The sequence below is a fragment of the Ramlibacter sp. genome, assembly GCF_036383835.1.
GTDB lineage: Bacteria > Pseudomonadota > Gammaproteobacteria > Burkholderiales > Burkholderiaceae_C > Ramlibacter.
In genome coordinates this window covers 17,479-39,648 of sequence record NZ_DASVNN010000073.1, presented here as the reverse complement: position 1 = coordinate 39,648, position 22,170 = coordinate 17,479, and the positions used below count along the sequence as shown (strand labels likewise).

The 22,170-nt window shown below is 69.5% G+C and carries 21 protein-coding genes and 1 pseudogene; 18 read left to right on the top strand and 4 right to left on the bottom strand.

Annotation, left to right across the window (positions count from 1 at the left end):
• From VF522_RS12465 to VF522_RS12455, 3 genes and pseudogenes are all read left to right on the top strand, one after another.
• Positions 1-230: pseudogene (locus VF522_RS12465) on the top strand (dihydrodipicolinate synthase family protein); the annotation flags it as partial.
• A 104-nt stretch (positions 231-334) separates the two neighbouring features.
• Complete coding sequence (locus VF522_RS12460; RefSeq protein WP_330908592.1) at positions 335-2,701, top strand: hybrid sensor histidine kinase/response regulator; 2,367 nt, start codon at positions 335-337, stop codon at positions 2,699-2,701.
• Positions 2,702-2,813: 112 nt separating this feature from the next.
• Positions 2,814-3,554: a hypothetical protein gene (locus VF522_RS12455; protein WP_330908591.1), complete on the top strand. Its 741-nt coding sequence runs from the start codon at positions 2,814-2,816 to the stop codon at positions 3,552-3,554.
• A 20-nt stretch (positions 3,555-3,574) separates the two neighbouring features.
• On the opposite strand, the gene VF522_RS12450 is transcribed toward VF522_RS12455, so the two are convergent.
• The 3 genes from VF522_RS12450 to VF522_RS12440 form a co-directional block, all read right to left on the bottom strand.
• Positions 3,575-4,576, bottom strand: coding sequence for a DnaJ domain-containing protein (locus VF522_RS12450; RefSeq protein ID WP_330908590.1), 1,002 nt, complete (start codon positions 4,574-4,576; stop codon positions 3,575-3,577).
• 114 nt (positions 4,577-4,690) lie between these two features.
• Positions 4,691-5,527 carry a hypothetical protein gene (locus VF522_RS12445; RefSeq protein WP_330908589.1) on the bottom strand — a complete coding sequence of 279 codons (837 nt, stop codon included), beginning with the start codon at positions 5,525-5,527 and terminating at the stop codon, positions 4,691-4,693.
• A gap of 92 nt (positions 5,528-5,619) precedes the next feature.
• The gene (locus tag VF522_RS12440; protein ID WP_330908588.1) at positions 5,620-5,865 is read right to left on the bottom strand and encodes a hypothetical protein; all 246 of its coding nucleotides are present in this window, start codon (positions 5,863-5,865) and stop codon (positions 5,620-5,622) included.
• A gap of 259 nt (positions 5,866-6,124) precedes the next feature.
• Between VF522_RS12440 and VF522_RS12435 the strand changes: the two genes are divergently transcribed.
• From VF522_RS12435 to VF522_RS12390, 10 genes are all read left to right on the top strand, one after another.
• On the top strand, positions 6,125-6,829 hold the full coding sequence (locus VF522_RS12435; protein WP_330908587.1) for a TetR/AcrR family transcriptional regulator: 705 nt from the start codon (positions 6,125-6,127) through the stop codon (positions 6,827-6,829).
• 7 nt (positions 6,830-6,836) lie between these two features.
• Complete coding sequence (locus tag VF522_RS12430; RefSeq protein ID WP_330908586.1) at positions 6,837-8,633, top strand: acyl-CoA dehydrogenase C-terminal domain-containing protein; 1,797 nt, start codon at positions 6,837-6,839, stop codon at positions 8,631-8,633.
• Positions 8,634-8,725: 92 nt separating this feature from the next.
• The gene (locus VF522_RS12425; protein WP_330908585.1) at positions 8,726-9,145 is read left to right on the top strand and encodes a DUF2147 domain-containing protein; all 420 of its coding nucleotides are present in this window, start codon (positions 8,726-8,728) and stop codon (positions 9,143-9,145) included.
• Positions 9,146-9,154: 9 nt separating this feature from the next.
• Complete coding sequence (locus VF522_RS12420) at positions 9,155-11,611, top strand: 3-hydroxyacyl-CoA dehydrogenase/enoyl-CoA hydratase family protein (protein WP_330908584.1); 2,457 nt, start codon at positions 9,155-9,157, stop codon at positions 11,609-11,611.
• A 4-nt stretch (positions 11,612-11,615) separates the two neighbouring features.
• On the top strand, positions 11,616-12,062 hold the full coding sequence (locus VF522_RS12415; protein WP_330908583.1) for an endonuclease domain-containing protein: 447 nt from the start codon (positions 11,616-11,618) through the stop codon (positions 12,060-12,062).
• Entirely contained in the window at positions 12,059-13,267 is a 1,209-nt protein-coding gene (locus VF522_RS12410) for an acetyl-CoA C-acyltransferase (RefSeq protein ID WP_330908582.1), read from the top strand. Before VF522_RS12415 ends, VF522_RS12410 begins: the two co-directional genes overlap by 4 nt.
• Positions 13,268-13,269: 2 nt before the next feature.
• Entirely contained in the window at positions 13,270-14,130 is an 861-nt protein-coding gene (locus tag VF522_RS12405; RefSeq protein ID WP_330908581.1) for an alpha/beta fold hydrolase, read from the top strand.
• Positions 14,131-14,134: 4 nt separating this feature from the next.
• The gene (locus tag VF522_RS12400) at positions 14,135-14,872 is read left to right on the top strand and encodes an SDR family oxidoreductase (RefSeq protein ID WP_330908580.1); all 738 of its coding nucleotides are present in this window, start codon (positions 14,135-14,137) and stop codon (positions 14,870-14,872) included.
• Positions 14,872-15,465 carry a 2-hydroxychromene-2-carboxylate isomerase gene (locus tag VF522_RS12395; RefSeq protein WP_330908579.1) on the top strand — a complete coding sequence of 198 codons (594 nt, stop codon included), beginning with the start codon at positions 14,872-14,874 and terminating at the stop codon, positions 15,463-15,465. The genes VF522_RS12400 and VF522_RS12395 overlap by 1 nt, the downstream gene beginning before the upstream one ends.
• On the top strand, positions 15,462-16,226 hold the full coding sequence (locus tag VF522_RS12390; RefSeq protein WP_330908578.1) for an enoyl-CoA hydratase: 765 nt from the start codon (positions 15,462-15,464) through the stop codon (positions 16,224-16,226). The genes VF522_RS12395 and VF522_RS12390 overlap by 4 nt, the downstream gene beginning before the upstream one ends.
• 36 nt (positions 16,227-16,262) lie before the next feature.
• On the opposite strand, the gene VF522_RS12385 is transcribed toward VF522_RS12390, so the two are convergent.
• Positions 16,263-16,982, bottom strand: a complete 720-nt coding sequence (locus VF522_RS12385; RefSeq protein WP_330908577.1) for a TetR/AcrR family transcriptional regulator — start codon at positions 16,980-16,982, stop codon at positions 16,263-16,265.
• Between the two features lie 85 nt (positions 16,983-17,067).
• Between VF522_RS12385 and VF522_RS12380 the strand changes: the two genes are divergently transcribed.
• From VF522_RS12380 to VF522_RS12360, 5 genes are all read left to right on the top strand, one after another.
• Complete coding sequence (locus VF522_RS12380) at positions 17,068-17,964, top strand: cytochrome c (RefSeq protein ID WP_330908576.1); 897 nt, start codon at positions 17,068-17,070, stop codon at positions 17,962-17,964.
• A 79-nt stretch (positions 17,965-18,043) separates the two neighbouring features.
• Entirely contained in the window at positions 18,044-18,880 is an 837-nt protein-coding gene (locus VF522_RS12375; RefSeq protein ID WP_330908575.1) for an NAD(P)-dependent oxidoreductase, read from the top strand.
• Positions 18,881-19,042: 162 nt separating this feature from the next.
• Positions 19,043-20,818 (top strand): methanol/ethanol family PQQ-dependent dehydrogenase, encoded by a 1,776-nt coding sequence (locus VF522_RS12370; protein WP_330908574.1) that lies wholly within the window; start codon positions 19,043-19,045, stop codon positions 20,816-20,818.
• Positions 20,815-21,597, top strand: a complete 783-nt coding sequence (locus VF522_RS12365) for a quinoprotein dehydrogenase-associated putative ABC transporter substrate-binding protein (RefSeq protein ID WP_330908573.1) — start codon at positions 20,815-20,817, stop codon at positions 21,595-21,597. The genes VF522_RS12370 and VF522_RS12365 overlap by 4 nt, the downstream gene beginning before the upstream one ends.
• Positions 21,594-22,166 carry a cytochrome c gene (locus VF522_RS12360; RefSeq protein WP_330908572.1) on the top strand — a complete coding sequence of 191 codons (573 nt, stop codon included), beginning with the start codon at positions 21,594-21,596 and terminating at the stop codon, positions 22,164-22,166. The genes VF522_RS12365 and VF522_RS12360 overlap by 4 nt, the downstream gene beginning before the upstream one ends.
• Positions 22,167-22,170 lie beyond the last annotated feature (4 nt).

Below are 22,170 nucleotides of genomic sequence, written 5' to 3'. Positions count from 1 at the left end.
TGGAGGGCGGCGACTACGCCGAGGCCATGCGCCTGATCGGCCGCATGCGCGCCTTCGAGGACCTGCGCGCGCAGGAGAACAACGGCGCCAACGTCAGCGTGGTGAAGGCCGCGCTGCAGGCGATCGGGCCGGACTGCGGCGCGCCGCGCCCGCCGGCTGCGTGGCCTCTGACCCCCGCCGCCCACAAGGAACTGGCCGACCTGCTGGAAGGCCGCACGCTGCTGCGCTGAATCGCATCCATCCGGGGAGACAGGCGGCCGTGACGCGCACGGACGCGGTCCCGCGTCCGTCTGCCTCCGGCCACGAGCCGCCGGGCTTGCATAGACTTCGGTCCATGCATCCCGAACCGCAGCCCGCCTTCCTGGCGGGCACCTCTGCCATGGCGGGCCTGATGCGCTCGCACGACTGGTCCGCCACCGCGGTGGGCGGGCCGCGCGGCTGGCCGCAGTCGCTGCGGTCGGTGGTGCACCTGATGCTGGGCTCCGGCTTTCCCATGTTCGTCGCCTGGGGGCCCACCCTGGAGATGCTCTACAACGACGCCTACGCGGAGGTCCTGGGCCGCAAGCACCCGGCCGCCCTGGGCAGTCCTTTCCGCACCGTCTGGTACGACATCCTCGAGGACATCATGCCCCTCGTCGAGCGGGCGCTGGCGGGCGAGACCTTCCTGATGGAGAACCTGCTGCTGCGCATGCAGCGCAAGGGCTACGAGGAGGACACCTGGTTCACCTTTTCGTATTCGCCCGTGCTGGACGAAGCGGGGCGCACGGCCGGCTTCTACTGTGTCTGCACCGAAACCACCGGCATGGTGCTGGCGGAGCGCCACCAGCGTGCCGAGCAGGAGCGGCTGCAGGCCCTGTTCCAGCAGGCGCCGGGCTTCGTCGCGGTGCTGCACGCGCCCGATTACGTGTTCGAGGTGGTCAATCCGGCCTACGAACAGCTGGTGGGCTACCGCAAGCTGCTCGGCCTCACCTTGCGCCAGGCGGTCCCCGAAGCGGAGGAGCAGGGCTTCGTCGCGCTGCTGGACCAGGTCTTGCGAACCGGGGAGCCCTTCGTCGGCCGCGGCGTGCGCGCGCTGCTGCACCAGCAAGACGGCGAGCAGCGCGAAGCCTGGGTCGACTTCGTGTACCAGCCCCTGGTGAACCCGGCCGGCAGCGTCGACGGGATCTTCGTGTATGGCGTCGAGGTCACGGAGCAGATGCGGGCGCAGCAGGCGCTGCTCGCCTTCTCCAACAGCATCCCGGCGATCGCCTGGGAAGCCGCGCCCTCCGGCAAGGTGGAGCGCCTGAACTCGCAGTGGGTCGCCTACACCGGCCAGGCGGAGGAGAACGCGCTCGGCCAGGGCTGGACCGAGGCGCTGCATCCCGAGGACACGGAGCGGGTGCGCTCGCAGTGGAAGGAAATCCGCGAGCAGGGCGGCGAGTGGAACGCTGAGATGCGCCTGCGCCGCCACGACGGCGTCTGGCGCTGGTTCCACACGCGCGCGGTGCCGCAGCGCGACGCGCAGGGCAAGGTGCTGCGCTGGTTCGGCACGGCCAGCGACATCGAGGACGCGCGCCGCGCCACCCTGGCGCTGGAAGCGGCGGATCGCCAGAAGGACGTCTTCCTCGCCACGCTGGCGCACGAGCTGCGCAACCCCCTGGCGCCGATCCGCACCGCGGTGCACCTGCTGGCCAAGGAGCAGGTGTCCGAGGCGGTGCGCAAGCGCTCGGTGGAGATCATCGGCCGGCAGGTGGGCCACATGGCGCGCCTGCTCGACGACCTGATCGACGTCGCGCGCATCACGCAGCGCCGGCTGGTGCTCAAGCCCGAGTGGGTGCGGGTGCAGGCCATCGTCGACACCGCGCTGGAAGCGGCGGCGCCGCTGGCCGAAGCCAAGCGCCACACGCTGGGCGCGCGCGTGTCGCGGCCGCAGCAGTGGGTGCGCGCCGATCCCCTGCGGTTGTCGCAGGTGCTGGCGAACCTGCTGAACAACGCGGCGAAGTACACCGACCACGGGGGACGGATCACGCTCGAAGTGGGCATCGACGGCGCGTGGGTGCTGTTCACCGTCACCGACACCGGCATCGGCCTGGGCGCGGAGGCGCTGCAGAAGGTGTTCGCGATGTTCGCGCAGGAGCAGGCGGCCCTGGACCGTGCCGAAGGCGGCCTCGGCATCGGCCTCGCACTGGCCAAGGGACTGGTCGAACTGCACGGCGGCACGATCACGGCGTACAGCGGGGGCCTGGGCCAGGGCAGCCGCTTCGAGGTGCGGCTGCCGCTGCTGGAGCATCCCGACGAACCCGCGCGCGTTGCGCCTGCCGCGCAGCCGGCCGCCGCCGGACGCAGCCGCCTCGTGCTGCTCGCGGACGACAACGTGGATGCGGCGGAGGTGCTGGCCGAACTCCTGCGCCTGGAAGGGCACGAGGTGAAAGTGGCGCACGACGGCCATGCCGCGGCCGGGCTGGCCGCCTACCTGCAGCCGCAGGTGCTGGTGCTGGACATCGGGATGCCCGGCCTGAATGGTTACGAGGTGGCGCGCCAGGTGCGCGCGCAGCCCTGGGGCCCCCGCGCGCTGCTGATCGCCGCCACCGGCTGGGGCCAGGAGGAGGACCGGCGCAGGGCGATGGAAGCCGGCTTCGACCTGCACTTCACCAAGCCCTTCGCACCGGAGCAGCTGCTGGACGCGATCCGTTCCTGGCCGGCGGGCGGCCGCGGCGGCTGAGCCAGGCCGTCGGCGGAGTCCGACCCGCGAAGCGGATGCGGGCGGACATCGCGCATCCCATGGCTGACCTCAAAGTGCCACGTCGGCGGGCGTGCCCGCCTCGAGGAAAACCATGGACGCGAAGTTCCCACTGCTGCTCCTGCCCGCCGTGCTGCTGCTGGCCGGGGCGCCGGCGGCTTTTGCCGAAAGCCCGATCGACGATCCGTTCGCGCCCGCGGTGGCGGGCCGGCCGCTCCACCAGATCGCTCCCGCGCGCAGCGTGCGGCCCAAGCCCATGACCTTGAGGCCGGGCCCCGCCAGGCACGCGGCAGCGCGGCCTGCCGTGACCGCGAAGGCCCCGAAGGGCTCGAAGGTCCAGAACGTCCCGAAGGTCGCGAAGAAGCCGGCGCCCGCGGTGCAGGCCCGGGCGATGGGCGCGGCGCCGGCCGTGGCGATGGCCGCGCCGGCAGCCGCCGCGGCCATGCCGGTGACGCAGGAGCTGTCCGGCTCGCAGCGCGCCGCCAAGCAGACGCTCGACGACCGCTTCGACTCCAGCGTGCAGTTCAGCGAGGTCGGCAAGGGCACGCACTTCGCGCGCAAGGCGCTGGCGCCGGGCGCCTTCTTCGGCGACAGGCATCGCACCGCGGTGCACAAGTACTACGACGAACACCCGGTGTCCGGCCGGGCTGCGATCTGGCGCATCGGCGAGCGGGTGCCGCGCGGCGCGGCCGTGAAAGCGGTGCCCGGGGACCTGGTGCCCAGCCTGCCGAACCTGCCGCCCGGATACCGCTATGCCCAGCTGGGCGGCGACGTGGTGATGATCGCCGAGGGATCGAAGATGGTGGTGGACGGGATCAGCCGCAGCGCGCGCTGAACCGGGCGACCCTCCGCATCTCAGGGCGGCGCCTGGCGCCTGATTCGGCCGGCCAGTTGCGCCTGCCACGCGTCCATGCGCTTGCGGGCGGCGGTGCCGCGCGCGCCGGTGTTGCCCGCGATCAGGCGGTCGATCAGCAATTGCTGCTCGGCGCCGAGCTCCGCCGGGAACAGCGGCTCGATGGTGACGATGCAGTCCGCGCCGCCGAGCCCGTGGCCCTTGATGCGGTAGGTGAGCGCGTTGCGCCGCAGGCGCATCTGCTGCAGTCCGCGCGGCGAGGGCACTTCCGTCCAGCGCTCCGCCATCCAGGCGAAGCCGTCGACCGGCATCGCGCATTGCACGGTGCCGTCGGCTTCCATGCGGAACACGTCATGCTGCTGCAGCTCCACGCTCACGCGCAGGTGCAGCGCGTGCTCGCGCTGGCGTCCCTGCACGCGGGCGTGCACGTGCAGCGTCTCGCCGTGGCGGGTGCCCGCCGGCACGTCGATGCGGCAACGGTACTTGCGCGGCCGCGTCCGTCCCTGGCCGGAACAGGCGGAGCAGGCGGCGTGCACCACGCCCCTTCCGGCGCAGGTGTCGCATGGGCCGCCGGCCGCGAGCCACGGGAACCAGAAGTGCGATCGCGCGCGGCCCTCGCCGTCGCATCGCGTGCACATGCTGCTGCGCGCTTCGCGTCCGCTGCCGCGGCATTCCGCGCAGTCCTCCACCACCTCGCCATGCAGGTCGCGGCTGCAGCCGGCGCAGGCCTCCTCCAGCGTGATCGAGACCTGCTGGTCGACGACGACTTCGGGCGCGCCGGCAGGCGCTTCCGGCGTCCGCTGCAGGTCGGCGTAACCGCTCGCGCGCCACTGCCGGATCTCCTCGACCGCCCGGTTGATGCGCTGGATCTTGCGCAGCGCGTGCGGGCTCGCATTGCGGTCGGGATGCCAGTGCGCGGCGAGCCGCCGCCAGGCGACCTTCACGTCGGCGTCGCTGCTGCCGGGGGAGAGGCCGAGTTCGCGGAACGACTCGTCGAGGGTCATGGCGGATGCGGTGGGTGGCGGCAATGGTAGCGTGGATCAGCTACGCGCCAGGGCACCGCGCCAGCCGTTCGCGCCGGACGGCGGCGGCAGGTGTCAGGTGTCAGGTGTCAGGTGTCAGGTGTTCCGGCCGTCGCGCGTGCCGGGCAGCCGTCGCCCCATCTCCGCGGCGGCGTCGGTGAGCGCGGCGGCCATGGCCTCCATGGCCGCCGCGTTGAAGTGCGTGCCGGCCGGCGTGCGGATGAAGGCCACGTACTGGCGCAGCTGCGGCGAAGGGATCTTCGCGTAGGTGTGCGCGAAGGACGCCAGCATCATGGCGCCGAAGGCCTTGAGCATCTCGGGCCGCTGCGCCTCCAGCATGCCGCGGACTTCGGCGGGGCTCGGTGCGCCACCGTTCGGCATCGTGCTGGCGACGCCGACCTGCGCGGCGACGGCCGTGCCGATCGTGATCTGCACCAGGGCGTCGGCCGCGTGCGTCGCCGCGAGCAGGTCTTCCAGCAGCTTGCGCCGGTCGGCGGGCATGGACTTGAGCAGGGCCACGCCCTCCTTCATGGCAAGGTTCGGATCGCCTTGCGCGGAGCCGGCTTCCTCTTCGACGCGCGTCACGGCCTGCCCCTGAGGCGAATCGAACCATTGACGCAGCGCGTTCAGGTGCTGCGGCCGCATGCGGGCGGCGATCACGCCGGTGCTGACCGCGCGCAGGCGCTCCGGCGCATAGGCCATGCGGATCACCTGGGTGAGCCGCGCCTTCTCGGACTCGCCGGGCGCCATGCCGCCCTGGGCCAGCGACTGCTGGATCCCGGCTTCGACCTGCGGCCCGACGCCGGCCAGCTGCTCCCACAGCCCCGACTTGCGCACCAAGCTCTCCGCGGCAGGCCGGTCGATGTCGGCGTGGGCGAGGGTGGCGGCGGCGAGCAGGGTGGCGCTGCAGAGGGCGTGAAGCAAGCGTTTCATGGCGAAGTCGGCGAGTGTGTTTCTCCGCCGTCCCTTGTAGAGGGAACGATGGACGCGGGCAAGCGAATGCGGTGGGGGCGTTGTGCGGGCGCCTAATCGCCCGGCAGCCTGCCCGCCCGGAGGTCGTCGATGATCTCGCGGATCAGGCGACGATGCAGGAGGAAGACGTCGAGGGTCTGCACCGCCGCCTGCAAGGTGTCTTCGGCGGCGGCCACGTTCAGGCCGCGCGCGTGCTGGACCTGCCGGGCGTTGCGCAATTGGGCGACGAAGAACTCCGCGCGCTCGATGTGGCGATCCGCAGCCGCCAGCTGCTCCAGCTCGTGTTCGAGATTCGGCACGCGGTCCTCCGGCTGGACCGAGCGCGACCGTTCGAGTTGGGCGCCCCGACGCTCCTGCGATCCGTTCGATCCGCCTCGCACTGTGCTCCTTCCGGAACAGGTTGCCGCATTTCTTTGCATGCGTGCCTTCAGGCGGCAGGGGATTGCGCCAGGCGCCGCCCGTCTGGATGCGCCGCTCTAAACCGGAGCTCCCTTCCCACGCTTCACGGAAATAGGTCAAAATAGAACGACCGTTCGTTTTATTTCGATCCAGCTTCCCATGTCCGTCACCGAACTGCCCGTGAAGCCCGGCCGCGCCCGGGAGGGCAAGGCCTTGCAGAAGGGCCAGCAGACCAAGGCCGCGATCGTGGACGCGGCCCTCGGGCTGGCCACGCAGATCGGCCTGGAAGGCCTGTCGATCGGCGCGCTGGCGGAAGTGACGCAGATGAGCAAGTCGGGCGTCTTCGCCCACTTCGGCTCCCGCGAGGAGCTGCAGATCTCCGTCATCCGCGAGTACCACAACCGCTTCGAGGAAGAGGTCTTCTATCCGGCGCTCACCGAAGCGCGCGGGCTGCCGCGCCTGCGCGCGATGTTCGCCCACTGGATGAAGCGCACCTCCGTCGAGATCGACTCGGGCTGCCTCTACATCAGCGGCGCCGTCGAATTCGACGACCGTCCGGGCCCGGTGCGCGACGCGCTGGCCCACTCGGTGCAGACCTGGCACGCCGCCATGAAGCGCGCCATCGCCGTGTCCAAGGAGGAAGGCCACCTGGCCCCTTCCACGGACGAGGAGCAGATGCTCTTCGAGATCCACGGCCTGATCCTCGCGCTGCACTACGAAGCGCGTTTCCTGAAGAATCCCGGATCCATCGCCCGCGCCAACGCGGGTTTCGAGAACATCCTGCAGCGGTACGGCGCCACGCCGCCCGCCGCCACCAAGTCCCCCACCAAGAACGCCCGCACGGCGCGCAGCGCCAAGGAGTAAAGAGAAGATGCCGATCTACAACCCGCCCCTGCGCGACATGCAGTTCGTGATCCACGAGCTGTTCGACATGACCCAGGAGCTCAAGCAGATCCCCCGCCACGCGGACCTCGACGTGGACACCGTCAACGCGGTGCTGGAAGAGGGCGGCAAGTTCGCCGCCGAAGTGGCGTTCCCGCTGAACCGCACCGGCGACCAGCAGGGCTGCACGCTGGACAAGGAGACGCACGAAGTCAAGACGCCCGACGGTTTCAAGGAGGCCTACGCCAAGTACATCGAAGGCGGCTGGCCGGCGCTGTCGTGCGATCCCGAATACGGCGGACAGGGCCTGCCCTTCGTGCTGAACCAGTGCATGTTCGAGATGCTCAATAGCGCGAACCAGGCCTGGACCATGTACCCCGGCCTGTCGCACGGCGCCTATGAAGCGCTGCACGCGCACGGCACGCCCGAGCAGAAGAAGCTGTTCCTGCCCAAGCTGGTGAGCGGCGAGTGGACCGGCACCATGTGCCTGACCGAGCCGCACTGCGGCACCGACCTCGGCCTGCTGCGCACCAAGGCCGAACCGCAGGCCGACGGCACCTACAGGATCACCGGCAACAAGATCTTCATCTCCGCCGGCGAGCACGACATGGCGGAGAACCTCGTGCACCTGGTGCTGGCGCGCCTGCCGGATGCGCCGCAGGGCAGCAAGGGCATCTCGCTGTTCCTGGTGCCGAAGTACCACGTGAAGGCCGACGGCTCGCTCGGCGCGCGCAACGGCATCTGGTGCGGCGGCCTGGAGCACAAGATGGGCATCCACGGCAACGCCACCGCGCAGCTGGTGCTCGAGGACGCCGTCGGCACGCTGGTGGGCGAGCCGAACAAGGGCCTGCCGGCGATGTTCGTGATGATGAACGCGGCGCGCCTCGGCGTCGGCAACCAGTCGCTGGGCCTCACCGAAGTGGCGTACCAGAACGCGCTGGCCTATGCCAAGGAGCGCCTGCAGATGCGATCCCTCAGCGGCCCGAAAGCCAAGGACAAGCCGGCCGACCCGATCATCGTGCACCCGGACGTGCGCAAGATGCTGCTGACGGCCAAGGCCTATGCCGAAGGCGGCCGCGCGCTGGCGATGTTCTGCACGATGCTGATCGACAAGGAGCTGTACCACCCCGACGAGAAGGTGCGCAAGGACTCGGGCGAGCTCGTCGCGCTGCTCACGCCGATCGTGAAGGCCTTCCTCACCGACAACGGCCACGTCTCCACCAACGCCTGCCTGCAGGTGTTCGGCGGCCACGGCTACATCGAGGAGCACGGGATGTCGCAGTTCGCGCGCGACAACCGCATCAACATGATCTACGAAGGCACGAACACCGTGCAATCGCTGGACCTGCTGGGCCGCAAGGTGCTGGGCAACCAGGGCGCCACGCTGAAGAAGTTCGGCAAGCTGGTGGCGCAGCTGGTGGAGGAAGAAGGCGTCAACGAGCAGATGGCGGAGTTCATCAACCCCGTGGCCTACCTCGGCGACCAGATGACCAAGTTCACCACGGAGATCGGCTTCAAGGCGTTCCAGAACCCGGACGAAGTGGGCGCCGCCGCCGTCGACTACCTGCGCGTGCTGGGCCACTTGGCATTCGGCTACCTGTGGGCGCGCATGGCGCAAGTCGCGCTGCGCGAGATCGCCAAGGGCAACCAGGACCCGTTCTACCAGGCCAAGCTGCAGACGGCGCGCTTCTACTTCGCGCGGCTGTTCCCCGAGACGGCGATGCTGATGCGCACGGCGCGTTCGGGCGTGAAGAACCTGCTCGACACCGACGCGGCGCTCGCATGAACAGAAATCTTGTCGTCCCGGGCTCGACCCGGGACCCAGGCACCCGTGGATCCCCCCGGGTCGGAGCCCGGGGCAGGCTTCTCAAGGCCGGGATGACAACGTTGTTGATGTTCGCGGCTTCGACCGCCTGCGCGCAGATGACCCCCGTGGGCACCTGGCGGCAGGTCGACGAAAAGACGGGCGAGGCCAAGGCCGAGATCCGCATCGTCGACAACGCCGGCGCGCTCGGGGGCCGCATCGAAAAGGTCCTGAAGAAGGACACCAGGCCCGACGCCGTCTGCGAGGAATGCAGGGACGAGCGCAAGGGCAAGCCCATCGCCGGACTGGAGATCATCCGCGGCGCGAAGAAGGCCGAAGGCCAGGATGCCTGGGAAGGCGGCAAGATCCTCGATCCCGAGAACGGCCGCGAATACACCCTGCGGCTCGCGCCCATCGACGGCGGCCAGAAGCTGCAGGTGCGCGGCTACCTCGGGCCGTTCTACCGCACGCAGACCTGGGTGCGGGTGAATTAAGGAAGCAGCATGCAGAAACACGAAGACGAACAGGCGGCCGTGCAGGCCGCCGCCGCGAAGGCGCGCGCCAGCCGCTTCCCGGTGAAGAAGGTGGCCGTGCTCGGCGCCGGCGTGATGGGCGCGCAGATCGCCGCGCACCTGGTCAACGTCAAGGTGCCGGTCGTGCTGTTGGACCTGCCCGCGAAAGAGGGCGCGAAGAACGGGATCGTCACCAGGGCGGTGGACAACCTGAAGAAGCTCAAGCCCTCGCCGCTGGGCGTGCCCGAGGACGCCGCGCTGATCCAGGCGGCGAACTACGAGGAGCACCTTGGGCTGCTGGGCGAATGCGACCTGGTGATCGAGGCGATCGCCGAGCGCATGGACTGGAAGCTGGACCTGTACAGGAAGATCGCGCCGCACATCGCCAGGCATGCGATCGTCGCGTCGAACACCTCGGGCCTGTCGATCACCAAGTTGTCGGAGGCACTGCCGGAAGCGATCCAGCCGCGCTTCTGCGGCATCCACTTCTTCAATCCGCCGCGGTACATGTATCTGGTGGAGCTGATCGCCACGCCGACCACGAAGCCGGAGATCCTCGACCAGCTCGAGACCTTCGTGACCTCGGGCCTGGGCAAGGGCGTGGTGCGCGCCAAGGACACGCCCAACTTCATCGCCAACCGCGTGGGCATCGCCGGCATGCTGGCGACGATGCGCGAGGTGGAGAAGTTCGGCCTGAACTTCGACGTGGTCGACGACCTCACCGGCAAGAAGCTCGGCCGCGCGTCGAGCGGCACCTTCCGTACGGCGGACGTCGTGGGCCTCGACACGATGGCGCACGTCATCAAGACGCTGCAGGACACGTTGTCGGCCGACACCGATCCCTTCTACGGCAGCTTCGGCACGCCCGAAGTTCTGAAGAAGCTGCTGGAGCTGGGCAACCTGGGCCAGAAGACGAAGGCCGGCTTCTTCAAGAAGGTGGGTCGCGACATCCTGCGCTTCGAGCTGGAGAGCGAGGACTACGTGCCCGCCGGCGAGAAGGCCGACGAGGTGTATGGCCGCATGCTGAAGAAGCCCGCGGCGGAGCGCCTGAAGCTGCTGCGCGAATCCACCGGGCCGCAAGGACAGTTCCTGTGGTCCATCCTCCGCAACGGATTCCACTACGCCGCGGTGCACCTCGCGACCATCGCCGAGACCGCGCGCGACGTCGACCAGGCCATGCGCTGGGGCTTCGGCATGAAGCAGGGCCCTTTCGAGCTGTGGCAGGAAGCCGGCTGGCTGCAGGTGGCGAAGTGGGTGCAGGAAGACATCGACGCGGGCAAGGCGCTGTCGAAGGCGCCGCTGCCGAAGTGGGTCTTCGAAGGGCCGGTGGCCGAAGCGGCCGGCGTGCACACGGAGCAGGGATCGTGGAATCCGGCCGCGGGCCAGTTCCAGCTGCGCCGCGTGCTGCCGGTGTACGAGCGCCAGCTGTTCCCCGAGCTGCTGCGCGGCGAAGCCGGTCCGCGCTTCGAGACGGCGGGCACGACGCTGCACGAGGACAAGAACATCCGCCTGTGGACGCTGGACGACCAGGTCCTGATCGCCAGCCTCAAGACCAAGATGCACACCATCAGCCCCGAGGTGTGCGAGGGCCTGCAGCAGGCGATCGAGATGGCGGAGAAGGACTACCAGGGCATGGTGGTGTGGTCGGGCGACGAGCCCTTCAGCGCCGGCGCCGACCTGGAATCCACGCTGCCCGCCTTCATCGCGGTGGGCGTCGCGGCCATCGAGGATGCGGAAGGCTTCATGCAGCAGACGATGCTGCGACTGCGCTATGCCAGCGTGCCGGTCGTGTCGGCGATTCGCGGCCTGGCGCTGGGCGGCGGCTGCGAGCTGGGCCTGTATTCGGCCAGGCGCGTGGTGGCGATGGAAAGCTACGTCGGCCTGGTCGAAGTCGGCGTGGGCCTGGTCCCCGGCGCCGGCGGCTTGACCTACATCGCGCGCCGCGCCGCGGAGAACGCGGCGACGAGCACCGACAAGGACCTGCTGAAGTTCCTCACCGAAGGCTTCACCGCCGCGGCGATGGCCAAGGTGGGCACCAGCGCCATCGAGTCGCGCAAGCTGGGGTACCTGCTGGACAGCGACCTGATCGTGCCGAACAAGGACGAACTGCTGTACGTGGCGCTCCAGCAGGCCAAGGCGATGTACGACGCGGGCTATCGCGCGCCGCACAAGCGGCAGTTCGCCGTGGCGGGGCGCAGTGCGAAGGCGACGATCCAGGGGCAGTTGGTGAACATGCGCGATGGCGGCTTCGCATCGCAGCACGATTTCCACATCGCATCGCTGATCGCGAATGTCGTGACCGGCGGGGATGTGGATGCCAACACGCTGGTGACGGAGGAATACCTGATGACGCTGGAGCGGAGGGCGTTCTGCGAACTGGTGCAGCACCCGAAGACGCAGGAGCGGATTCTGGGGATGTTGAGTACGGGGAAGCCGGTGCGGAATTGATGTCATGAAGACGGAGGCGCCCGAATCCTCTTCCTCCCTCTCCCGCTTGCGGGAGAGGGCTGGGGTGAGGGCAAGGGCGCTGAGGAAGACGCAAACCGACGCCGAGAACATCCTCTGGTACCACCTGCGCGACCGCCGCTTCCTCGACCTGAAATTCCGCCGCCAACGTCCCGTCGGCAAGTACATCGCGGACTTCGCGTGCGTCGAGATCGGATTGGTGATCGAACTGGATGGCGGTCAGCACGTGGAGCAGTTGGCGTATGACCAGCAGCGTGCACAGGACATGCAGGCGCTGGGTTTCCAGACCTTGCGGTTCTGGGATCACGAGGTGCTGAAAGAGACAGACGCGGTGATGGAGAAGATCCGGCAAGTGGCCGAGGCACTCGCCCTCACCCCAGCCCTCTCCCGCAAGCGGGAGAGGGAGCAAGACAGGAGAGAGATTTCCAAATGACCAAACAAATCCAGGACGCCTACATCGTCGCCGCCACCCGCACGCCGATCGGTCGTTCGCATCGCGGTTTCTTCCGCAACACGCGGCCCGACGACCTTCTCGCCACCGTGCTGAAATCCGCGATGGCGCAGGTCCCCGGACTCGATCCGGGCGCCGTCGAGGACATCATCTGCGGCTGTGCCATCCCCGAAGGCCCCCAAGGCCTGAACGTGGCGCGCATCGGTGCGGTGCTCGCGGGCCTGCCCAAGAGCGTCGGCGGCATCACCGTCAACCGCTTCTGCGCTTCCGGCCTCGCCGCGGTGCAGATGGCCGCCGACCGCATCCGCGTCGGCGAGGCCGACGTGATGATCGCGGCCGGCACCGAGAGCATGAGCATGGTGCCGATGATGGGCAACACGCCCTCGCTGTCGCCCACCATCTTCTCCGACCCGAACGACATCGAGAGCTACGGCATCGCCTACGGCATGGGCCTGACCGCCGAGAAGGTGGCGCGCCAGTGGAAAGTGAGCCGCGAGGCGCAGGACGAGTTCGCGTACCGCTCGCACATGAAGGCGCTGGCCGCGATGCAGGCCGGCGAGTTCGCGGGCGAGATGACCGAAGTGGAGATCGCCGAGCGCACGCTGGATCTCGAGGAGGCGCAAGTCTCCATCGCCACGCGCAAGGTCAAACTCGACGAAGGCGCGCGTCCGGACACCACCGTCGAAGGCCTCGGCAAGCTGAAACCGGTGTTCGCCGCGCGCGGCAGCGTCACGGCGGGCAACAGCTCGCAGACTTCCGACGGCGCCGGCGCGCTGGTCCTCGCGAGCGAAGCGGCCGTCAAGCGCTTCGGCCTGCAGCCGCTGGCCCGCTTCGTCAGCTACGCCAGCCGCGGCGTGCCGCCGCACATCATGGGCATCGGCCCGATCGAGGCGATCCCGGCCGCGCTGAAGGCCGCGGGCCTGAAGCAGGACGCCATCGACTGGATCGAACTGAACGAAGCCTTCGCCGCGCAGTCGCTCGCGGTGATCGACACGCTGGGCCTGGATGCGGGCAAGGTCAATCCCATGGGCGGCGCGATCGCGCTGGGGCACCCGCTGGGCGCCACCGGTGCGATCCGCTCGGCCACCGTCGTGCACGCGCTGCGCCGCAAGAACCTGAAGTACGGGATGGTGACGATGTGCGTCGGCATGGGCCAGGGCGCGGCGGGGATCTTCGAGCGGGTCTGACCGTGCGCCGCGTCACCCTCGTCGCCGCCGACAACGCCCGCATCGCGGGCCGCGTCCACGAGCCCTCCGGCCTCGTGCAGGGCAGCGTCGTCATCGGCGGCGCGATGGGGGTGCGGCAGGACTTCTACGCGCCCTTCGCGGAGTGGCTGGCGCGGCAAGGCTGGCGCGTCAGCACCTTCGACTACCGCGGCAGCGGCGATTCGGCGCCGGCCACCCTGCGCGGCTACCAGGCCGACCTGTTCGACTGGACGCGCGACTACGAAGCGGCGATCGACGAGGCGCACGAAGCCTTGCCGCATGCGCCGCTCTACCTCCTCGGCCACAGCCTCGGCGCCCAGCTGCCGGGGCTGTTGTCCAACCAGCACAAGGTGAGCGGCCTGCTCAGCGTCGCCGCCGGCAGCGGCTACTGGCGCGAGAACGCGCCGCGGCTCAGGCGCATCGTTCCTTATTTCTGGTTCGTGCTGGTGCCGGTCGCCACGCGACTCTTCGGCTATTTCCCGGGACGCAAGCTGCGCATGGTGGGCGACCTGCCGGCGGGCGTCGTGATGCAGTGGCGCCGCTGGTGCCTGAACCCGCGCTACAGCGTCGGCGCCGAAGGCGAGCTGGTGCGCCAGGCCTATGCGCGTGCGCGCTTCCCCGTTCTGGCGCTCTCGATCACCGACGACGAGATGATGACGCTGCAAGGCACGCACAGCCTCGTGTCCCTCTACGAGAACGCGCCGCGCCACGTCGAACAGATCGCGCCCGGCGAACTGCAGGTGCGCCGCATCGGCCACTTCGGACCTTTCCGCAGCGAGCAGGAAACGAAGCTGTGGCCGCGGCTGGCCGATTGGCTGCGCGATCCCGTCTACTTCAAGGAGTGATGCCATGGCTGCCGAGGCTGCACGTCCTGTCGCGCTGGTCGTGGGGGCGGGCGATGCCACGGGCGGCGCCATCGCCCGCCGCTTCGCGCGCGAGGGTTACATCGCCTGCGTGACCCGGCGCGAAGTCGACAAGCTGCAGCCGCTGCTGGCGCAGATCCGCGCCGACGGCGGCGAAGCGCACGGCTTCGCCTCCGATGCCCGCCAGGAGGAAGAGGTCGAGGCGCTGTTCGACGACATCGAGGCGCGCATCGGTCCCGTCGAGGTGATGGTGTTCAACATCGGCGCCAACGTGCCCAGCAGCATCCTGGAAGAGACCGCCCGCAAGTACTTCAAGATCTGGGAGATGGCCTGCTTCGCCGGTTTCCTCAACGGCCGCAAGGCCGCGCGTTGCATGGCGCCCCGCGGCCGTGGCACCATCCTGTTCACCGGCGCCACCGCCTCGCTGCGCGGCTCGGCCCACTTCGCCGCCTTCGCGGGTGCCAAGGCCGCGCTGCGGGCGCTGGCGCAGAGCATGGCGCGCGAACTGGGACCGCGCGGCATCCATGTCGCCCACGTCGTGATCGACGGCGCGATCGACACCGAGTTCATCCGCTCCAACTTCCCCGAGCGGTATGCGTTGAAGGACCAGGAGGGCATCCTGAACCCCGAGCACGTCGCCGAGAACTACTGGATGCTGCACCGCCAGCCGCGCGACGCCTGGACCCACGAACTGGATTTGCGTCCCTGGATGGAGAGATTCTGATGAGCAAAGCCGTCGAGTTCTATTTCGATGTGGGCAGCCCCGCCGCGTATCTCGCCTGGACGCAGCTGCCACGCATCGCCCGTGAAACGCGCACCGAGATCGAGTACCGCCCCTTCCTGCTGGGCGGCGTGTTCCAGGCCACGGGCAACCGCTCGCCGATGGAGGTGCCGGCCAAGGGCCAGTACCTGCAGGACGACCTGCAGCGCTTCGCCGCGCGCTACGGCGTGCCCTTCCGGCACAACCCGCACTTCCCGATCAACACGCTGACGCTGATGCGCATGGTGCTGGGCCTGCAGCTGCGCCAGCCGGACCGCATGGTGTCCTTCGTGGATGCGGTCTACCGCGCGATCTGGGTCGACGGCAGGAACATGAACGATCCGGCGGTCGCCGGCGCGGTGATCCAGCAGGCCGGCTTCGATGCGGAGAAGCTGCTGGCGCTGGCGTCCGATCCCGCGGTGAAGGACGAACTGAAGGCCGACACGCAGGAAGCCGTGGCGCGCGGCGCGTTCGGTGCACCGACCTTCTTCGTCGGTGGTGAAATGTTCTGGGGGCAAGACCGCCTCGATTTCGTCAAGGAGGCATTGCAAGCATGAGCGACATCCTCGTCCACGCCGAAGCCGGCGTGATGACCATCACCCTCAACCGGCTCGATCGGAAGAACTCGATCACCTCCGACATGTACGCGAAGCTCGCGGACGCGATGGGAACGGCCCAGGCCGACGAGGGCGTGCGGGTGGTGATGATCCAGGGCCACGAGACGGTGTTCTGCGCCGGCAACGACATCGGCGACTTCCTGGACAAGCCGCCGGCGGGGCAGGATGCGCCGGTATTCCGCTTCCTGCGGGCCATCGCGACCTTTCCCAAGCCCTTGCTGGCGGCGGTGTGCGGGCCGGCCGTGGGCATCGGCACCACCATGCTGCTGCACTGCGACCTGGTCTACGCCGGCGACAACGCGGCGTTCTCGATGCCCTTCGTGAACCTGGGCCTGTGTCCCGAGGCGGCCTCCAGCCTGCTGGTGCCGCAGATGCTCGGCTACCACCGCGCGGCCGAGGCGCTGATGCTGGGCGAGCCCTTCTTCGCCGAAGCGGCGCTGGAAGTGGGCCTGGTCAACCGCATCCTGCCGCCCACCGAGGCGAACAACTACGCCAACGCGCAGGCCAGGAAGCTCGCCGCCAAGCCGCTCGCGAGCCTGGTGGAAACCAAGCGCCTGATGAAGAAGGGCCAGCAGCAGCTCGTGCTGCAGCAGATGGTGGACGAGGGCGAGGCCTTCGGCCGCATGCTCGTCGCACCGGCGGCGAAGGAGGCTTTCACGGCTTTCATGGAGAAGCGCAAGCCGGATTTCTCCAAGGTTTGATTGCGTCGGGGTTCGGGCTTCGCCGCTCACCCCGACCTACGAACTCCGGCGGGCCTTCGTAGGGCGGGGTGAGCCCGCAGGCGAACCCCGCCGTGCGGGTTCCACGTTCCCCAACGGTGGCAGGGGCCGTGCGGCGACTTCCGCCGCCTCGTCCGGCTCCACCCCCAACGCCCGCAACACCACCGCCGCGCAAGCCGCATCGTGCTTCCTCGGCGCCTCCCCCATGGCCACGCGCCGCATGGCGGTCGAGCACACGCCGTTGATCACGTCCATCGCGATCGCCTCGCTGGGCACCTTGAACTTCTTCTGCTTCACGCCCGCGCGCAGGTCCGCCAGCGGGTATTTCTCGATCTCCTTCAGCACCTCCGGCGTCGCCGTCATCACGTCCAGCAGCAGCAGCGCCCAGGCGGGACTCTCCATCGCCAGCAGCACGTAGCGCCGCTGGCCGATCGCCATGCGTTCGGCGGCGTCGGCGATGTGGCCGTAGCTCTCGTGGATCGCGCGGCACAGCGTCTGCGCCAGCGTGACCGCCAGCCGCTGCACCAGCGCTTCCTTGGTGCCGAAGTGGTTGTAGAGCGTCGCCGTCGTGACGCCGGCGGCCTGCGCCACCTGCTGCATGGTCGCGCCGGGCAGTCCGCGCTCGCAGATCACCTGCACGGCCGCGTGCAGCAGCTGCGCCTGGGTGCGCTCCCGCTTCGGTCCGCCGCTGGTGCCCTGCAGGAACGCCTCCCCCAAAGGGAGGGGGAGGGGCGGCATTGACGCCGGCCAGAAATTGGACGTAGCATCCATTTTTTTATTCTACGTCCAATTCTGGACGGACCATCCATTTCAGGAGAAGGCGATGCGCAGAGGGTTGAAGATCGCGGGCGGCGCCGTGGCGGCGCTGGTGCTGCTGGCGGGTGGGGCCGTGTTCGCCGGCTTGCAGCTGGCCGATGCGAGGATGCACCGCAAGGTGGAAGTGCCGCTTCGCACCGTCGCCTACAGCCGCGAGGCGGCAACGGTCGAGCGCGGCCGCTACCTGTTCGCCTCGCGCGGCTGCGTCGACTGCCACGGCGCCAACGGCGGCGGCCGCATGTTCGTGGACGACGGCAGCAGCCTGCGCATCCGCGGCGCCAACATCACCACCGGCCCCGGCGGCGTGGTGGCGGCCTACCAGCCCGAGGACTGGGTCCGTACCATCCGCCACGGCGTGGCACCCGGCGGCCGCCCGCTGCTGATCATGCCCAGCGAGGACTACAACCGCTTCACCGACGCCGACCTCGCCGCGCTGGTCTCGTACGTGCGCACGCTGCCGCCCGTTTCGGGCGAGCCCGCGCTGGTGCAGCTGCCGCTGCCCGCGCGCGTGCTGTACGGCTTCGGCGCGATCCACGACGCCGCCGGCAAGATCGACCACGGCCTGGCGCCTGCGCAGCCGGTGGCCGAAGGCGTCAACGTGGCGCACGGCGGCTACGTGGCCAACATGTGCCTGGGCTGCCATGGCGCCCAGCTCACCGGCGGCCGCATCCCCGGCGCGCCGCCCGATTGGCCAGCCGCGCCCAACCTTACGCCCGGCGAAGGCACGGTGATGGGCCGCTATGCCGACGCCGATGCGCTGATGCGCCTGTTCAAGTCCGGCAAGCGGGCCGACGGCACGGCCGTGAAGGTGATGCCGTTCGAGTCGCTGCGGGAGATGAGCGAGACGGATCTGCGGGCGCTGCATCTGTATCTGCGCGGGTTGCAGGCCAAACCTCACGGCTGACGCGTCGGGGTTCGGGCTTCGCCGCTCACCCCGACCTACGGAAAACCATGTCGGCAATCCTTGCAAGAGAATGGCCGCCATGAACCTCCAAGGCCGCACCCTCTTCATCACCGGCGCCTCGCGCGGCATCGGCCTGGCGATCGCCAAGCGGGCCGCCGCCGACGGCGCCAACATCGTCGTCGCGGCGAAGACGGCCGAGCCCAATCCGAAACTGCCGGGCACGATCTACAGCGCGGCCGAGGCGATCCGCGCCGCCGGCGGCCAGGCCCTGCCGCTGCAGGTGGACATCCGCGAGGAAGAGGGCGTGCTCGCGGCGGTGGCGCAGGCGGTGCTCACCTTCGGCGGCATCGACATCCTCGTGAACAACGCCAGCGCGATCGGCCTCGGCGATACCGAGCACACGCCGATGAAGCGCTACGACCTGATGAACGGGATCAACGCGCGCGGCACCTACCTGTGCACCCAGGCCGTGCTCCCCGAGCTGAAGAAGTCGGCGGCCGCCGGCCGCAACGCGCACGTGCTCAACATGTCGCCGCCGCTCTCCATGAAGACGCACTGGTTCGCGCCGCATACCGCGTACACCATGGCCAAGTACGGCATGAGCATGTGCACGCTCGGCCACGCCGGCGAGTTCCGCCCCTACGGCATCGCCGTCAACAGCCTGTGGCCGCGCACGGCCATCGCGACGGCCGCGCTGCAGATGATTCCCGGCGTCGACCTCGGCGCCTGCCGCAAGCCGGAGATCCTGGCCGACGCGGCGTACCTGATCCTCACCTCCGACGCGAAGGACCCCAACAACACGGGCAACTTCCACATCGACGACACGCTGCTCGCGGCGCACGGGCAGACCGACCTCGAGCGCTATAGCGTCACGCCCGGCACGCGGCAGTTCGTGCCCGACTTCTTCGTCGACTGACAGGCCTTGTGTGCGCCCGCGTACACAGCGCAGCCACGCCCCCAAACGCGTGAGCGCTGTGTACACTGCGCCGCATAAAAGCAGAGCCGCTGCGGCGGCCCGATAACAGTCGGAGTCCGCGCACGGCGCGGCGAGGGCCAGGGGCTTCATTCATACCGGGAGATGAAGTTGAGGCGTACCTTGTCGGCCCTGCTGGCCGCCGTGTCCGTGGCGAGCGCGTGGGCGCAGCCGCCGGCCGACGACGGTGAGTGGCGCACCGCGGGCAAGGACCCGGGGCTGACCCGGTTCAGCAATCTCGCGCAGATCGATGCCGGCAACGTCGGGCAGCTGAAGCTCGCGCTGCACTATCCCACCGGCCTCGACCGCGGCCACGAAGCCGCGCCGATCATTGCCGGGAACACGATGTTCGTCGTGGGCCCGTACCCGAACCCGGTGTTCGCGTTCGACCTCACGAAGCCGGGCTTTCCGCTGAAGTGGAAGATCGACCCCAAACCGGACGCGGCCTCGCAAGGCGTGGCCTGCTGCGACACGGTGAACCGCGGCGCCGCCTACGCCGAAGGCCGCCTGTTCTTCAACACGCTGGACAACCACACCGTCGCCCTCGACGCGACGACCGGCAAGGAGCTGTGGCGCACCAAGCTCGGCGAGATCAAGCTCGGCGAGAGCATGACGATGGCGCCGCAGGTGGTGAAGGGCAAGGTCTTCGTCGGCAACAGCGGCGGCGAGATGGGCGTGCGCGGCTGGATCACCGCGCTCGATGCCGCCAGCGGCCGCATCGCCTGGCGTGCCTACAACACGGGGCCGGACAAGGACGTGCTGATTGGCCCCGCCTTCAAGCCCTTCTACAAATCGGACCAGGGCAAGGACCTGGGCGTCAGCACCTGGCCCGGCGAGGCCTGGAAGATCGGCGGCGGCACCGTGTGGGGCTTCATCTCCTACGACGCCGAACTGGACCTGCTCTTCTACGGCACCGGCAATCCCGGCCCCTGGAATCCGGACCAGCGCCCCGGCGACAACAAGTGGACTTCGGGCCTGTTCGCGCGCAAGCCCGACACGGGCGAAGCGGTCTGGTTCTACCAGACCAGCCCGCACGACCTGCACGACTACGACGGCGTCAACGAGAACATCGTCGTGGACCTCGAGATCCAGGGAGCGCGCCGCAAGGTGCTGCTGCGGCCCGACCGCAACGGCTACCTGTACGTCATCGACCGCGGCAACGGCCAGGTGATTTCCGCGACGCCGTTCGTGCACACGACGACGTCGAGCGGCGTCGACCTGCAGACCGGCGCGCTGAAGTACAACGCGGCGAAGAACCCGCGCGCCGGCGAGACGGTGCGCAGCATCTGCCCGGCCTCGCCCGGCGCCAAGGACTGGCAACCCTCGGCCTGGTCGCCGCGCACGCGCCTGCTCTACATCCCGCACCAGAACCTGTGCCAGGACGCGATCACCTACGAGGCGAGCTACATCGCGGGTACGCCCTTCGTCGGCGCCGACGTGAAGATGTACCCCGGTCCCGGGGGCAACCGCGGCGTGTTCACCGCCTGGGACCCCGTGAATCAGCGCAAGGCCTGGGACGTCCGGGAACGCTTCCCGGTGTGGAGCGGCGCGCTGGCGACCGCCGGCGACGTCGTCTTCTACGGCACCATGGACGGCTGGTTCAAGGCGCTCGACGCGCGCAGCGGCAAGCTGCTGTGGCAATTCAAGGGCGAGTCGGGGATCATCGGCCAGCCGGTCACGTTCCGCGGACCCGATGGACAGCAGTACGTCGCCGTGCTGGCGGGTGTCGGCGGCTGGGCCGGCGCGATCGTGTCGGGCAACCTCGATGCGCGCGATGCCACCGCGGGCGGCGGATTCGCGACCACGATGCGCGACCTGCCGGCGCACACCCGGCGCGGCGGCCACCTCTACGTGTTCAGCCTGCGGGGAGGCGCGAAGTGAAGCGCCTCGCCGTCGCCTGGTTCGCCTGTGCCGCGGCGGCGGCATCGGCGCAGTCCCTGCGCGTCTGCGCCGACCCCGACAACCTGCCGTACTCGCGCGCCGACGGCAGCGGCTTCGAGAACCGCATCGCCCGGCTGGTCGCCGAGGACTTCGGCCTGCCGCTGGAATACGCCTGGCTGCCCGACCGCCGCGGCTTCGTGCGCAAGACGATGGGCGCGGGTCTGTGCGACCTGATCGTCGGCGTTCCGGTGGAGTTCGAGCGCACATCCAACACGCGGCCCTACTACCGCTCCAGCTACATGCTGGTGGAAGTCGCCGGCGATCGCGCCCCGCCGCGCGGCTTCGACGATCCGCGGTTGCGGCAGTGGCGCATCGGCGTGCAGCTGGTGGGCGACGACCTCGCGGCCACGCCGCCGGGGCATGCGCTCGCGCGGTCCGGCGTGGTCGACAACGTGGTCGGCTATCCGATCCCCGGCGACGAGCCGGTCGCCGCGCGCATCGTGCACGCCATCGCACGTGGAGAACTCGATGCGGCCTTCGTCTGGGGCCCGCAGGCCGGCTACTACGCGCGCCGGGCCGGCCTGCCGCTGCAGCTGCATTACGTCCCGCCGCCGCCGTCGCTGAAGAAGCAGCCTTTCTCCTTCGCGATCGCGATGGGCGTGCGACGCGGCGACGAAACGCTGCGCGCGCGGCTCGACGACTTCATCGCGCGCCGCCAGTCCGACCTCGACCGCATCCTGGCCGACTACGGCGTACCGCGCGTGGAGGACAAGCCATGACGCGCTGGCCGTGGCTGCTGGCCGCGCTCGCGCTGCTCGCCGGCTGCGAGCGGGAGGAGCGTCACTTCCGCGCCGAGCGCGAGAACACCGGCCCCAACGAATCGGTCGTTCGCCTGAGCCCCAACCAGCCCGCGATGGCGCTCGCCGGCAACGTCAAGCCGGCCGCCGAGAACGTCAGCATGTACGACGACAACGCGTTCGCGGTGAACGAGGGCAAGCGCCTCTATCGCTGGTACAACTGCTCGGGCTGCCACGCCAGCGGCGGCGGCAACATCGGCCCGCCGCTGATGGACAGCGAATGGCGCTACGGCAGCGACCCGCAGAGCCTGTTCGAGACCATCACCCGCGGCCGGCCCGATGGCATGCCCTCCTTCGGCGGCCACATCCCCGACGACCAGGTGTGGAAGATCGTCGCCTACGTGCGCGCCATGGGCGGCGCCGTGCGCACCGATGTCGCGCCGTCGCGGACCGACTCGCTCTATTCGGGCAAGCCGGAGAACTTCCGCTCGCCGCAGCCCGCGATCCAGAAGGGCCAGTCCGCCTCCGAGCAGGCCATGGAGGTGCGATGAGCCC

What these genes read in the sequence shown, in the direction of transcription:
- VF522_RS12420 (WP_330908584.1), top strand. Translation starts at nt 9,155, where the DNA reads ATGCAGAAACACGAAGACGAACAGGCGGCCGTGCAGGCCGCCGCCGCG.
- VF522_RS12450 (WP_330908590.1), bottom strand. Translation starts at nt 4,576, where the DNA reads ATGACCCTCGACGAGTCGTTCCGCGAACTCGGCCTCTCCCCCGGCAGC.
- VF522_RS12445 (WP_330908589.1), bottom strand. Translation starts at nt 5,527, where the DNA reads ATGAAACGCTTGCTTCACGCCCTCTGCAGCGCCACCCTGCTCGCCGCC.
- VF522_RS12430 (WP_330908586.1), top strand. Translation starts at nt 6,837, where the DNA reads ATGCCGATCTACAACCCGCCCCTGCGCGACATGCAGTTCGTGATCCAC.
- VF522_RS12375 (WP_330908575.1), top strand. Translation starts at nt 18,044, where the DNA reads ATGAACCTCCAAGGCCGCACCCTCTTCATCACCGGCGCCTCGCGCGGC.
- VF522_RS12410 (WP_330908582.1), top strand. Translation starts at nt 12,059, where the DNA reads ATGACCAAACAAATCCAGGACGCCTACATCGTCGCCGCCACCCGCACG.
- VF522_RS12395 (WP_330908579.1), top strand. Translation starts at nt 14,872, where the DNA reads ATGAGCAAAGCCGTCGAGTTCTATTTCGATGTGGGCAGCCCCGCCGCG.
- VF522_RS12400 (WP_330908580.1), top strand. Translation starts at nt 14,135, where the DNA reads ATGGCTGCCGAGGCTGCACGTCCTGTCGCGCTGGTCGTGGGGGCGGGC.
- VF522_RS12425 (WP_330908585.1), top strand. Translation starts at nt 8,726, where the DNA reads ATGACAACGTTGTTGATGTTCGCGGCTTCGACCGCCTGCGCGCAGATG.
- VF522_RS12455 (WP_330908591.1), top strand. Translation starts at nt 2,814, where the DNA reads ATGGACGCGAAGTTCCCACTGCTGCTCCTGCCCGCCGTGCTGCTGCTG.
- VF522_RS12370 (WP_330908574.1), top strand. Translation starts at nt 19,043, where the DNA reads ATGAAGTTGAGGCGTACCTTGTCGGCCCTGCTGGCCGCCGTGTCCGTG.
- VF522_RS12415 (WP_330908583.1), top strand. Translation starts at nt 11,616, where the DNA reads ATGAAGACGGAGGCGCCCGAATCCTCTTCCTCCCTCTCCCGCTTGCGG.
- VF522_RS12460 (WP_330908592.1), top strand. Translation starts at nt 335, where the DNA reads ATGCATCCCGAACCGCAGCCCGCCTTCCTGGCGGGCACCTCTGCCATG.
- VF522_RS12390 (WP_330908578.1), top strand. Translation starts at nt 15,462, where the DNA reads ATGAGCGACATCCTCGTCCACGCCGAAGCCGGCGTGATGACCATCACC.
- VF522_RS12435 (WP_330908587.1), top strand. Translation starts at nt 6,125, where the DNA reads ATGTCCGTCACCGAACTGCCCGTGAAGCCCGGCCGCGCCCGGGAGGGC.
- VF522_RS12360 (WP_330908572.1), top strand. Translation starts at nt 21,594, where the DNA reads ATGACGCGCTGGCCGTGGCTGCTGGCCGCGCTCGCGCTGCTCGCCGGC.
- VF522_RS12380 (WP_330908576.1), top strand. Translation starts at nt 17,068, where the DNA reads ATGCGCAGAGGGTTGAAGATCGCGGGCGGCGCCGTGGCGGCGCTGGTG.
- VF522_RS12385 (WP_330908577.1), bottom strand. Translation starts at nt 16,982, where the DNA reads ATGCCGCCCCTCCCCCTCCCTTTGGGGGAGGCGTTCCTGCAGGGCACC.